Source organism: Paenibacillus oryzisoli, assembly GCF_050467285.1.
GTDB classification, from domain to species: Bacteria; Bacillota; Bacilli; order Paenibacillales; family NBRC-103111; genus Paenibacillus_E; species Paenibacillus_E oryzisoli_A.
On sequence record NZ_JBCMUN010000009.1, the window covers coordinates 172,455 to 186,188 of the forward strand.

Annotated in this window: 12 protein-coding genes; all 12 read right to left on the minus strand. The window is 43.7% G+C overall.

From position 1 onward, the window contains the following. Window positions 1–117 precede the first annotated feature (117 nt). The 12 genes from ABE504_RS16145 to ABE504_RS16200 all read right to left on the minus strand — a co-directional run bounded on the left by ABE504_RS16145 (window position 118) and on the right by ABE504_RS16200 (window position 13,509). A complete protein-coding gene (locus ABE504_RS16145; RefSeq protein ID WP_430090454.1) occupies window positions 118–1,401 on the minus strand; it encodes a DUF1963 domain-containing protein in 1,284 nt (427 codons plus the stop codon). A gap of 328 nt (window positions 1,402–1,729) precedes the next feature. Beyond that, window positions 1,730–2,464 (minus strand): SDR family NAD(P)-dependent oxidoreductase, encoded by a 735-nt coding sequence (locus ABE504_RS16150; RefSeq protein WP_430090456.1) that lies wholly within the window; start codon window positions 2,462–2,464, stop codon window positions 1,730–1,732. A gap of 51 nt (window positions 2,465–2,515) precedes the next feature. Next, on the minus strand, window positions 2,516–2,926 hold the full coding sequence (locus tag ABE504_RS16155; protein ID WP_430090457.1) for a DUF4304 domain-containing protein: 411 nt from the start codon (window positions 2,924–2,926) through the stop codon (window positions 2,516–2,518). A 167-nt stretch (window positions 2,927–3,093) separates the two neighbouring features. Next, on the minus strand, window positions 3,094–3,516 hold the full coding sequence (locus ABE504_RS16160; RefSeq protein WP_430090458.1) for a hypothetical protein: 423 nt from the start codon (window positions 3,514–3,516) through the stop codon (window positions 3,094–3,096). Between the two features lie 224 nt (window positions 3,517–3,740). Continuing rightward, entirely contained in the window at window positions 3,741–4,514 is a 774-nt protein-coding gene (locus tag ABE504_RS16165; RefSeq protein WP_430090460.1) for a DUF5677 domain-containing protein, read from the minus strand. A 131-nt stretch (window positions 4,515–4,645) separates the two neighbouring features. Further along, window positions 4,646–4,948 carry a hypothetical protein gene (locus ABE504_RS16170; RefSeq protein ID WP_430090463.1) on the minus strand — a complete coding sequence of 101 codons (303 nt, stop codon included), beginning with the start codon at window positions 4,946–4,948 and terminating at the stop codon, window positions 4,646–4,648. Window positions 4,949–6,378: 1,430 nt separating this feature from the next. Next, window positions 6,379–6,531, minus strand: coding sequence for a hypothetical protein (locus ABE504_RS16175; RefSeq protein ID WP_430090466.1), 153 nt, complete (start codon window positions 6,529–6,531; stop codon window positions 6,379–6,381). A gap of 89 nt (window positions 6,532–6,620) precedes the next feature. Then, the gene (locus tag ABE504_RS16180) at window positions 6,621–8,999 is read right to left on the minus strand and encodes a helix-turn-helix domain-containing protein (protein ID WP_430090469.1); all 2,379 of its coding nucleotides are present in this window, start codon (window positions 8,997–8,999) and stop codon (window positions 6,621–6,623) included. Window positions 9,000–9,077: 78 nt separating this feature from the next. Next, entirely contained in the window at window positions 9,078–10,202 is a 1,125-nt protein-coding gene (locus ABE504_RS16185; protein ID WP_430090471.1) for a prolyl oligopeptidase family serine peptidase, read from the minus strand. Between the two features lie 53 nt (window positions 10,203–10,255). Continuing rightward, window positions 10,256–11,851 carry an extracellular solute-binding protein gene (locus ABE504_RS16190; RefSeq protein ID WP_430090474.1) on the minus strand — a complete coding sequence of 532 codons (1,596 nt, stop codon included), beginning with the start codon at window positions 11,849–11,851 and terminating at the stop codon, window positions 10,256–10,258. A 51-nt stretch (window positions 11,852–11,902) separates the two neighbouring features. Next, window positions 11,903–12,787, minus strand: a complete 885-nt coding sequence (locus ABE504_RS16195; protein ID WP_430090477.1) for a carbohydrate ABC transporter permease — start codon at window positions 12,785–12,787, stop codon at window positions 11,903–11,905. 17 nt (window positions 12,788–12,804) lie between these two features. After that, window positions 12,805–13,509: an ABC transporter permease gene (locus ABE504_RS16200; RefSeq protein WP_430090480.1), complete on the minus strand. Its 705-nt coding sequence runs from the start codon at window positions 13,507–13,509 to the stop codon at window positions 12,805–12,807. Window positions 13,510–13,734: the final 225 nt, after the last annotated feature.

Consider the following 13,734-nt stretch of genomic DNA (forward strand, 5'->3'; position numbering starts at 1 on the left):
CAAGCTTTAAGGTGATCCTTTGCGGGACGGCCCTTCCTGGTATCTTAATAAGCTTTCTTGACAAAGATACCTGCCTACAAGTCCTAACATGTCCGACTATTAAACACGCAAAAACAATCATGTCTGCTGATAATTTACGGCCGCAATCAGACAAGCCCTACATAGAAAAGTATAGAAAATCCCCTCATTATCAGCTGCTTGTTCCATATCCATTTGTCCAATAAATACCATAGTCTCTAAGCAGCAGGGACATGTGGGATACTCCGCATCCTGAATCCAGGCTGGATGACCTCCGATCTGAGATGTGGGTGCCTCAAGAGTCCAATAGGCCCCTTCGTAGGTTCCCATCGGTCTATCCGATAGTCGCATGGTACTACATGTCAGTTCTTCATCCGGCTCTGTTTCTGGCAAAAATTCAGGAATGGTATTAAATTTACTCCACGAATAGCTACCATCCAACTCCACATTCGTAAACACTGTACCATAGCAGTTACAATGCATACAGGCCGCAATCCTTAGACGCTGGCCGAAAAGCTTTAAAAATCGAACTAATGGATCCTGTAAATTAAAATCAATCAACACCATTAGTTTACCATGACACCATGGACAACATTGGTCATCCGGTTGCAGGCCCACTACCGCTGCCTTTACAGACTCTGATCCAGTAATCTTTTCCCCATACACTTCAAAAGTAAAGCTCTCGTGGTGGAATAGTAGCCGTTTCTGACTATCTTGATCCAATTCCCAACCAGCTTCATGAGCATAATTCTCTGGAGGGACATAAAGATTTGATGCCCATACGGGGGGATTTTCCTTCCATTCCGCGAACAATCGTACAACCACTTCATCACCAATCCAAGCCAGGGCCAGCAACAGATGATTACGGTTTGCTGGATCTCGTTCCACCAGATTTATTAATTCATCGCGAATAGCTGGCCACGCTTTCTTATAGAGGATGCCAGGATAATACTTGCCTTTGTGATAGAGGGCATTTAATCCTCTTTCGATTTGGGCATCTGTAAAACACACCAGTGACAGCAGAATGGTTTCGGCTTGGTCAAAGTCTCCTTGATCAATCAACGAAATCGCGTATGTTTCCAATCGCTCGCGATCGCCTTTAGTCAGTTGATGATATAGTTCCTGCGCGCTTTTATGGTATGGAAGGTCTCTCTCAAGCGGGTTGTATTTCCGAGGTGTATGCATGATTTTTAGAATCTCAACTGGATCAATTATACTTTTATACCGATCAACATCTTTCCGATTTTGTAAGATATATGCCTCCTTCTCCAATGCAAGCTTTTTCTGATGGCATGGCATACAAGTCCCGCCTGTCTTTAAAGCAGTTGTAGGAAGGATGGTTGCTGAACAACCGGAGTTTTGGCACGGCACACGTTCGCTCATCGAATTCTCTCCCATTTATGAAAAATTCCCTATGTGTGGACTGATACATGAATACCCTCTCGAGTCACATTGATCTGCCGGCTAAATACGTCTATTTATCACATCTACATACCATAATCTCCTCTCCAGAAATTCCCATTATCCTACCCATTAGTTCAACGAAAAAAGGGAGCAGTTTCCTGCCGCGGCGATCTGCTCCCTGAATGTTGAACTAACGTTCTCCGTTAGAGCCCAATAGCTTAATGAGGCTACCCGATCAATTTCGCGGCAGCCTCATTTTTAATTCCTGAACTATCGTTCCTACAATAGTTAAGCGCTGTTTAGTTTATTACACACGATGAATATCGCCATTCTTTATTAAAGGGGAATTTATTATGGATATTATCTTTGTTGCTACATTTGCGGGGTCGGAAAGGTTGCCCTCTGATTTCTGTTTTGAAAAGAATGCTGATAGTTCGAAATCGGAATTCCGTGCTATTTTTTGCATGGCTGTATCCATCATTCCAGGATCAATTACAAATACTTGAACTTCGTTTGTACTTCTTTCTTGCTCAAGTCCAACACATTGGGAAAACATATTCAGTGCTGATTTAGTGGAACAGTAGAGACTCATACCCTGCGCTGGATAATGAGCCGATCCAGAAGAAATGCTTACAATCCTTCGATTCACATTCCATTCGGATGTTCTCCTTATAAAGTTTGATGTAAGCATAATAGGTGTCGTTAAGTTCAGTTGTATATTTGCCATGATTTCTTCTTGTGTGCAATCCTGTATATCCTTGATGGGGGATACCGAAGCGGCATTATTGATGAGAGTTATAGATTCAATATCACTCAGCTCAATTTTTGCAAAAATGTCCTGCATAATATCATTTAAGCCCTCCATATGACTAAGATCAATGGAGTGAAAACTATAATTGTGTCCTGCGGCTTGTCTTCTGACATCGTCATTTTCAGTTCGAGATAAGCACAGCACATAGTTATCTTCATGTAATAGTTGCTTTGAGAGTTCGGCACCGAGCCCACTTGAAGCTCCAGTTATTATATATACGTGGTCTGGCATGGTATCGTCTCCATTCAGTGGTCTATGCAGCTCTAATCTATAGTTCTCCAATTACGGTTGGTAATCAGTTACGGCCCAATATTCATCAGCTTCACTTAGATTTTTTAACACTTTGAATGCAACTTTATCGTAGATATTACCGAACAAGTTTAATTTGTCATACCTAAACCAATTGTCTTTATCCCCAATCCTTTTTCTATTTTTAAGATTCAAATCATAAGGGGTTACTTTGTTCGGCGGGATTTTTTCTCCCAGATGATGAATATGACCCGCTGGAGGACAAACGGCTACTTCGATGATAAAACCACCACCATACTTATCGAATTGAAAAGTTAGGTGGTCTATCTTCTTTTCGGTTACTCTTCGAAAATGCGGAAATGTACCCTTGAATCCACGCTCGAGCAAGCTGGGAATAACGATGTTTTTTAGTGAGTTTAGCATTTTATCTCTTTCAACTGACAACCACATTCACCCACTTAATTTCTCTATTCGGTAAATGTTAGGATTCGATAATACGTTGTATAATCCTCCTGTTGCTTTAAACGAAACTAGGGAGCAACTGCCGCGTGGCGAGTTGCTCCCTGCTTAATACGCTATCGTTTCCCGTTAGTTGAATCCCCTAAGCTACTTTAAACAATTGTGGCTATGTACCCTGTATTCCTTCCTTTTTCAACTGCCTCGATATAGCCATCGAAATAATATGGTATATCATCTTCTTTACCATTCCGAATTCTGCCTCTAACTTTATCAAATGCAACTATAGAAATTGAATATTCAGGCTCTCCAGTAACTAACACAGGTTGATCTCGTTCTTGTACCCAAATGTACTGTCCACCATAATTCCTTCTTGCCACTTCAAAAATGTAGCTTCCAGCCATAGAAGAAACAGAATCTAATGCATCATCATCTATTTGATACTCACTTAATTCTTCTAGAATGTCGTCAAGTTTTCGTAGACTTTGCACACTATAATCAAAATTTCCTTTATCAGAAAAATTATTTACGAAGCTCTCTGCCGTAGTAATAATGTCTTGCTCTAATTTACTTAGCATAATGCTTCCCCCTTTAAATAGTATCCAAACAGTTAGAAATATTCACCTTTTACCTATAACTATCCTGCCCCATACTTATGAATAAGACAGGGAGTAGCACCGCGCGGTCTGCTCCCTGTTACGGTTGAACTATCGTTCCTCTATAGCTTAGTGACTTATTATTTAAACACTTACTTTGCCGTCATTCTCGTGTAATTGAGTTTAGATTACCCAATTGAGCTAGGTCACAACTGTATTGCAAGCAACCTTGTCTCAAAACCCTTAAGTTCTGAATCCGATTCAAGTTTAAAAATCTCATTTACACTGTCCAACGCGATTAAAATACAATAAGCTGCGGTCCTGAAGTCGGCCGCACCAAAAATCTGTGGTCCATTATCTAACTCAGTTACATTACCTTCTTGGTCAGTATTTAAGTATCTATTTAATGACCATATAGTCGTGTGTGCATCCTCACTGAGTTGCCTATAGGCGAGTTGATAAAAAGTTGTCATACCCGCTTTTTTAGCTAGGTCCTCGATCTTTAATTCAGGAATATCCTCTTCTTCAATCTCCTTTTTAAGACTATCCCTTATTCCCTCACTCACTTGATTCGCTATTTCTCCAAATGTATCGCTATCTTTGAGAATTACGTTTATTAATTTTTGTCGTTTACGCTTCTCATACCTAACAAAGTCCCAAGCAAAACCCTGTTTTTGGGAAATTAACTTGAGTGGAATTACTGTTTCCATTAATGAGCGTGTTAATGTCCCGCAATCCGCCGCCAGCCCTTTTCTGCTCAATAATATTACAGATTGGAAGGTGTTTGTTGCTTTAATAAGTAAAGCGGCAGAAACTACTTCTGCCACGTTATCTTGGTTGATTGCCATACGGAATCGAAGATTATTTGCAAATTGATTTAGTTCATACATGAGCTTATACCAATCAGCGTTCTGTTCAAGAACGGGCTCCATCAATTCATCAATCTGTTTGCCCAGGAAACTCATTAAGTCAAAGTCCATTGTTCTCCCCCAAGAGATCCTCATATTGATTAGAATCAATTACATTTAAACCATCCAGTTCAAGACTGATAGTGCATGGTGGTTTCAACTGACGTATTAGTGAAGTATCGTTCTCCGTTACATAGAAATTATTATAAACAATGTCTAACACTATTCATTATAGTATCAAGCGCATATAAGATTTCTTCTTGCTGCTTCTCGGAATATAGACTCAAGGTTGCATTCATAACAGGATCTATATGGATAAAGTAATCAACTGCCTCTCTCGATATCTTATCATCGTTTTTCCACTCGATAGCTAATTGACCTAATACTGCACAAATCTCATCAACTCTACTTCTATCAAGACCGTCACCCATTCTTAATTTAATAAGTAACCCGTCATCTTCATGTAAAAGTAAATCTCCAAGATTTTTTACTAAGTCTTTTTCCATTGTATCACCCCTAAAGTAAACCATAGTTCGATTGAGCAAAAGTAGCAGAGGCTTAATGCGTTTATTGAATACCAATCAAACAATTATTCGTGGAATACTATTAATTTCCTTTTTATTTCTGAAAGTACTACCACGTTCTCCTGCCCGTTAGTTGAGAAGCTGGCAGTTCTTGTGCCACCTTCACTCAGTCTACTGGTTGTCGGCAATCGGACAATGTTCTTGTCACTAATCGGGAATCGGATCAAGTTCTTGTCATCGCAAAATGACAAGAACTTGATCCGATAACTAAAAAAAGTCCACGGTTAACGCGGACTTCATTCGGACAATGTTCTTGTCATCCGACAGGACAAGAACATATATCCTTAAAAGACAAGAACATATATCCTTACTTGTGATTACTGTGATCTTCCCTCCTGTTAAGTCCTGTTAAGTTTGGCCGCGGCAACCATTATGCAGCCATCATTCAAAATAAAAAGCACTCCAATGAGACCGGCGAAGGTGATCATTGGGAGTGCCTATATAGCGACCGATCGTTTAAAAACTAAAATTCTGAATGTACCGGTCTACATATCGCTTTAATTCTTTGTTTTCCTCACTTGGTTTATCATTGCATTCGTTGAATCTGTTTTTTTCTACTTGCTGCATTCAGATTTATCCAAATAGTACTCGATGCCCCCTACAGGTTTTACTCCCGTAACTAACAACGAGTTGAATGCTTCGGAGTTGATCGCAGAAGGACGTGAAGTTGTTAGTGTATCGGCGACACCTACCTCACTTTCCATTATGACATATGACAATTCGCAATTAGTTACATTGCATATCACTCTTTCAAAAGATGGGACTTTGCAAACCTGTGTGGAGTTTGAAGATATGCGAGCAGAAGAATAAAACATCTCACCAGGTATGAATAAAATGACCACAACGTAAGGTTGTCACGGGCTGTCCGGTTAGCGCTCTCTATCAAAGTGTTTTTACCGGAACGTCCGTCGCGCCGGAGCCCGCTAACCCAAGCGGGCTGCCGTAACCCTACTCACGACCGGGCCGTCATCTCTCATTTATTAAATGTTGCCAGAACTTCCAGCTCCATCCTGCTTCCGGCACCCGCCGAAATGCCGCACTGCCTAAGTCTGCGGTAGTTCAACGCACACCAGTTGCAACTCGCCTGCTGTCGTCCCTATTCCAAGCCGGCGACGCTTCGCCGCTACTACTCCCATCGCCTTACAGGGCATCCCTGGATCCCTGGTCGTCTCTCCGCCGTTGAAAGTTGAATTCTTGGCCGTCATTCCCAATCCGGTGCCAGATCCGCGGGGTGATCGGTCGGCCTCTCTTCAAAGTGTATTTTCCCTATTCAACCAGCTCCGGCGCCATCACACACGCCGCGCTGCGTCAGCGGCGGCGGTTTCAACGCCTGCAGCATGACTGCTGCCCATTTACATAAAGAGCGCGCTGCCGCCGCCGAACATTGCATCCCTGGCCTTTCTCATCGTCGGCGCCAGCCCCCCGGGATAGCCGGTCGGGGATGCTGAGAAGAAAGCCGGCTTATTGGACGCGGATAAATAATAAAGAACCCGCTCCTTAAACAAAACGGAAGAAAAAGCCCCTCGCGGATTCGCAAAGGGCTAATTCAATTCATCCTGAAAATATCTAAATTATTCGACCCAATTGGTTGAACCTAACCCGCACTGAAAGTTTCCGAGGTTTCCGAGGCGACACCCACGCGACAACTCTCCTTGTATTGTCCGGGAGTGACGGATTCATATTTTTTAAATATCCTTATAAATGTATTGGCGCTATTATAGCCGATCCGGTGTGCGATCTCCTGAATGGTATGCTTCTCGTCCGCTAGCAGCTCTTTTGCCTGTTGAATGCGCAGACGGTTCAAATAATCGGTGAAATTATAACCGGTTTGCTGTTTAAAGAAGGTGCTGAGGTACGGAGGAGACATACTAAAGTAATCGGCCGTTTTCGCCAGAGATAGCTCTTTATCGGAGTAGTAGCCGAGCATGTATTGGATGAGACTTTCCCGCATTTGAACGTTGCCTTTGGCCTTTTTCGCATTGATTAGACCGCAGAGCCTACCGAACACCAACTGGATCTTGGTAAAAATAGCTTCAACATCCTTACTATGGTTGATTTCCTGGAAAACATCCGTTTCTTCGTCGAAAATATCCCGGTAGTCCAGTTGAATCTCTTCCAATATTCGGAAGGAAGTACTCACTATGCTGTAAAGAAGACAGTTAACCATCTCGGTAGAAAGTTTCCGCTCGACGAAGTTTATAACATAAATCTGGGTGAGCAGGCTTTCCACCGCGGCAGAATCTCCTGTCTTCACGCAAACGATCAATTGATTCTCCTTTTCCGGAGGATAATTGAATTGGTTGGAATTCCTTCGGGTTTGTTCAAAATGATTAATTACACTTCTCCCTCGGATCAGCCCGTCATTTAAAGCGATCATGGCTTCATTGTAGGATTGATGAATCATTTCCAAGTTGGAGTAGCGGTTCCCAACGCCGATGCTGATCTCAATATTGAATTTAGTGCTCAAGAAATCTCGCAGCTTTCGCAGCATACCGTCCAAGGTATGGTCCTCTGGAATTTCCGAATCGGCATCTCTATTGATTAGCAGTGCCACTTTATCTTCCTCGATCTCCAAGGCAAATCCGCGTCCGGCCCAGTTGACCATGTCCTCGCCGACATTACAAACCACAAAGCGCGCCCTGCTTTTACCCGCCACCGTTTCCTTGCCAACAAACCCGCTGAAATCATCGATACTTACAACCGCCACCATATAAGACGCGTAAGGGAAGCTGATGGTGTAAAACGCTAGGAGCTCGTTCAATTCACCCGTATCTATCGTGTTATTCTTCATCAGTCTAAGCAAGAAATGTACCTTTAATACGGGAAGTTGCTTGTGTAGCTGGTCTTCCAGCCTATGATTTTCCGTATGCATCCCTTGAATATTACTGAGAATGGTTTCATATTCGCCTCTTTGTTTTACGGTCCGATCTTTCCGATTTATCATAATCCATTGAAGGGTACTGCTGATCGGTTTGTAGTTTTGCACGGAAAACACATAAGACAAGGAGAGCCCCAGTAAAATGCAGATCAATAGAGCTATGGAAAATAATATATTGAGATAGGAGATTTTTTCCATCAACACAATAACAGGCAGGATGGTTACATATTTCCATCCAAAAACCTGAGAAACCGTGGAGATCGCAATGTATTTTTTTCCATTGTACTTGAAAAACATGTGATCTCGTCCGCTTTGGAAAATTTCGGCGTAGTTGACTTTAACCGGTTCAGTAGAATCGGGAGCTGAAGAAATTAGCTTATTGTCCTTATCAAGAATGGCCCGATAGCTCTTGGCATCCATCTCTCCCCTACCGAAGAAATTCCATATCTTATCTTCCGGCAGTAAAGAAATGAGTATCGCATGATTGCTTATCCCGTATTGAGTAAGCGGTTGCAAATACGTAATAATCTTTTGCCCCATCTTGCTTGCGCCCACGGTATTAACAGACGGCCAGAACTGACGCCCGGAGACACTCTTCACCTGCGAAATCCAGTCGGGATAAGGAAGGCTCACGTTTCTCATGTAGGTATCGTAAAAAAATTCCGGTTCATACTTGGTAGCGTTGGATACAAAAATGTCATTTTTTAAGGAGTAGATCACAATCGTTTCGGATAAGCTTTTGGTCACATTGGCGCTAGATATATTAATATCCCGAATAATACTCTTCAACTTGATATTCGCTTCCACCACGTCCGTCTCACGACTGGATGTAAATTCGTAGATACTCGTATTATTGGATAGTTCAAAAGCAATCTGATCCAATTGCTTCAAATTCATATCGATGGTGTCGCGGGCTTGATTAATAATCGTTATATTGGATTTAATTGTCTCCTCTTCTAAGGTGCCCAGAAGCTTTCCAAAAACAATGTAGGAAATGATGCCGATAGGGATGATGAGGATAAGGGTATAGGACATAAAAAACCATAAGAACAGCTTTCCTTTCTTCCAACTGATGATGGAATTCCAAACCCTCACCCTGATCACCCTTTCTTATATTATATTATGGAGCAATGCTTTTCTACTTTTTACTATATCATAACCTATGTTATCTGTTTACCCTTTCATATGGAGGTCTGCAAAGTCTATAAAACAATTCCAGTCGTACGGGGTCAAATCATGCTTTCCCGTCCTTAAATGATACCCTATGCGACCTTGATGCAGCGGAAACTCCGGCGACGGGTAACTATCTGCTTCGAGCCCTGGTACTCCGAAGAGCCTGTAGACCGGGTCGGCATGAATACACGCAAGGAATTCCGATTCAGGATCAGCCCATGTGTCTTCTGTCGCACTTGAAACATAGAGCAGCCGGGGAGCCATTAGGGCAAGCAGCATATGTTGATCGATCGGCAATGCTTCGTCTCTGCCGTTGTAGCCTTTGTAATTTTCACAAAACCAGTGAGGAAATCGCTGATTGATATCTTTAATGGTTTCCCCCTTCTTCCCCCGGGTAATGGCGGCCCCTGTGCAACCAGAGTCGTTGCTTACGACGAGCGCAAAACGATCATCCTGCGCGCCGCACCAAAGAGACGTTTTCCCACCACGGGAATGGCCAACGACAGCAACCCGTGCTTCATCGATATCCGGGTCCGTTTCGAAATAGTCCATGACCCTGCTTGCGCCCCAAGCCCATGCGGCTATCGTTCCCCAAGCATCGACGGGCCTAGGAATCCCTAGTGGGTCGAATATGCCGTGCACGCCGTTGTGAAACCCGTCATCGAAATCCGGATCCGCATCTTCTACATGGAACACCGCCGCCGCATACCCACGCGAGACGATGTTTTCCGCTGGCCAAAAGGGGCTCTTCACCTTGCGCTCTGGATCCATATTCTCCTTATCCCGATTGCAGATCAGCAGGAAAGCCGGAACCTTTTCTCCCCCGTTGACAGGAGTAAATAGATAAAGATGAATGATTCCCGTTCCCCGAGGACCATCAAATGTAATATCTACTTTTTTCCTTAATGCTTTTCCATCCATCCATCCGCTGCTCTGATCCACCAATTCAAAGCGCAGGCTATGCGGGCTACCTAGCGGTGCTCTTCCATATACATGCTGCCGGAACTGCTCAAGAATTTCTGGATGTCGCTTTTTTTGCCACTGCTCCGCTGTCAGAATCATATCTCCCGCGTCCCCAATAAGCGGATTTGGCAATAATGGATTTTCGGATAAACGTTTATTCATTGCTTTACCTCGCTTTCTCTTCCATTATTCGAAAGGCAACTGCCCTTATTCGACTATTTTCCCCGTTGCTGATAACGGTCATAGGCAGCTTGGTAGGTCTTTGTTAATTGACCAATCCCCATATCCTCTAGACGTTGGGTAAATTTATCATAGTTGGCGAGAGGCTCTTTGCCCGTCGTAAACTTATCGAACATCTCCTGGGCATACGTATCAATTTCGGTTTTAATGCGAGCCACCTGTTGGGTTTCCTCTGCCGTAAAGGTCAGGCGAGGAACAACTAGGCTTACGTCAGCGGTGCGCCAATTATCGGCTGCAGGATAACCATAAGGCATCATGAGCTGCCGATGGTATTGGACATCCTGCGACATCGCCCACCCATTCAGGGCCATCGTATATTTTCCCATGGCAGCCGACGAGGACAACCCGTCTTTATTTTTCGTGATAAGCTCAGTATTTTCTGCATTGCCGTCTTTCATCGTGTAGGTCATGTTCTCTAAGCCCAGATTGAACAATAAGTTACCTTCTTGTCCGTATGCATAATCCAGCCAAGCTACAATTTCCTCCGGATATTTAGCATTCTTAGTTACGGCTGCGCACGGCGACACCACTTCATAGGTGTACGAGCTGTCAAGGGAGTAAGGTTTGCCCGCTGGGCCAATCGGCCAGGAAACGCCATCTATCCGAAACTTCAGGTCACGCCCGGATTCCACCATGGTTCTCATAAAATTGCTCGGTTGCACCCCAAATAGCGCCCCGGATGCCCCACTGATCACCTTTGCATCCTGTTTCTCACGGTTGTTAAGCATATAATCCGGATCGATGAGTCCCTCGCTGAACAGCTTATTGATAAACGACAGAGCGTCTTTAAATTGGGGATTCAGCGGTCCGTACTTGATCGTGCCACCGTCCACATAGAAATCATAGGATGTTCCCCAGGCCTCGACTAGATTGCCAATCCCGTTGCTTCCTACAAATTTCTGTCCCGTCATCGGCCACCCGCTCGGGTTTTGAGCCTTAAAGGCCTTAAGCATGTTGTACCAGTCGTCAATTGTCGTTGGCTTCTTTAAATTCAGCTTCTCCAGCCAATCCATTCGGACTTGAGGTCCATTAACTACCCGAAGAGAATCCTTGAGGCGCAGCATAGGCATACAATAAAACTTGCTTGCATCGTCCATGCTCTGCTTCTTGGCTTCCGGATTTTCGTTCATTAATTTTGTAAAATTCGGTGCATTTTTGCTCACATAAGGTGTTAAGTCAACGATTACCCCATCATCCACATATTTCTTCATCCCGCCAGGTACACTAAACCAATCGTATACGATAACATCCGGCAAATCGTTGGAGGCGATCATCAAGTTAAACTGCTCTTTGGCTTGGCCTGCCGGAGGATGAACCCAGTCAACCTTTACCCCGGTTTTTTTCTCCATTTCCTGAAACACGAGATTTTCTCCGAAATTTTTGGTGGATTGTGCTGCCCATGGGCCCATCTCTGCAAACACCTTCATTGTTTTCATGTTTTTAGCCGATTCACCCTGAGCGTCTTCAGCAGATTTCTCTAGGGCAGGAGATGTGCAAGCGGATAAAACACTCAAGCTCATCAGCACGGGCAAGGAGCGTTTAATCAATTTTTTACGGAATAGTTTTTTCATTCGGACCTCCTGAAAGAAAGTATTTTTGGCATCCCATGGGGACGTTCGCCTTTATTCCTTTATCGCGCCGATCATCATGCCTTGCACAAAGTACTTCTGCATGAACGGATATAGAAACAGGACCGGCAACGATGACATAATGATGGTTGCGTATTTAAGCGGTATTGTTTCCTGCATACGGTCCACACTATCTGTTACACCTACTAGCATAGAGGAGTCGTTCAGGATCAGAATTTCGCGCAAAACCAGTTGGATAGGGAACATCTCCCGTTTTCTAAGATAAATGAGAGCGTCAAAGAAGGCATTCCAATGCCCAACGGCATAATACAACAGAATTACCGATAAAGCTGGCAAGGTCAATGGAATGATAATGCGGAACAATATCAGAAAATCATTAGCTCCATCCATCTTAGCGGACTCCTCTAAGCTCGGAGGCAATGCCATAAATGCGGTTCGCAGGATGATCAAATTCCAGGTGCTGATTGCCCCGGGAACGATCATTGCAAAAATCGTGTTGATCAGACCTAATTTCATTACGAGAAGATAGGACGGAATCATTCCCCCCGAAAAAAACATCGTAAAGATGATGAGCTTCATCATAATTTTTCTGCCAGGCAAGTACGGACGGGACAACCCGTAGGCTGCAAAACAAGTAAGCAACAAATTCAATGCGGTGCCAAGCACCACGTAAATAAGGGTGTTGCGATAGCCAACCCACAGCATGGGGTTAACAAATACCCTGGTATACGATTCCAACTGGAAGCCTCTGGGCCAGAACAGAAGTTTATTTCCGGCATTCAGCAGTACACCGTCAGAGAAGGAAGCAAATAACACGTACATGCATGGGTACGCCGTCACGACCACCAGCAATAGAAGCAGTATCATATTGATCATGTCAAAGATCCGACTGGGAATAGATTCATGCCGTGGAATCATCGTTTAACTGCCACCTCCTACCATAAGCTATTTTCACTTACTTTGCGGCTGATCGTGTTTGCCAGAATCAGCAACATAAAGTTGATTGCCGAATTGAACAAACCGACCGCTGTGCTGTAGCTGTAGTTCATATCTTGCAATCCTTTGCGGTATACAAAAGTGGAAATGACATCTGCTTTTTCGTAAATAGACGGATTGTACATAAGCATGACTTTCTCAAATCCCACACTCATCATATTGCCAATTTGCAGGATCAGCATGATGACGATGATCGGCATAATACCCGGCAAGGTGATGTGCTTTAATTTAGCCCACCTGCCTGCCCCATCCACGTTCGCCGCTTCGTACAAAGTTGGATTGATGGCACTTAGTGCAGCCAGATAGATGATGCTTCTCCACCCCAACTGCTGCCATACGTTAGAGCCGACAAAGATGGAATAAAATAAATTAGGCTCTGTCATGAAGGAGACCGGCTTTCCACCGAAAACCGTAACCAGTGCGTTAATAATGCCATCCGAGGAAAAAAAGTCCAGCACAATGCCTACTGTAACGACCACAGAAATGAAATGTGGCAAATAGGTGATCGTCTGTACAGACCGCTTGAAGATCCGACCTCGGACTTCATTGAGCATAAGCGCAAGGATAATGGGGGCGGGAAACCCGATCAGCAGCTCATATAAATTAATGGTTAAGGTGTTCCTTACGAGCCGCCATAAATACACACTTTGGAAAAAGTCCCTAAAGTTAGCTAAGCCTATCCACGGACTATCCAGAATCCCCCGACCGGGAGTATAATTCTTGAAAGCTATTACTGCGCCAGCCATGGGAACATAATGAAATAGAAAGTAGTATGCAAGTACCGGAAGCAGCATTAAATATACGTACTTGTGTTTAACAAGCACTGAAACTGCACTTTTCAAGATCTCACCTCTCTATGTGGAATTTAA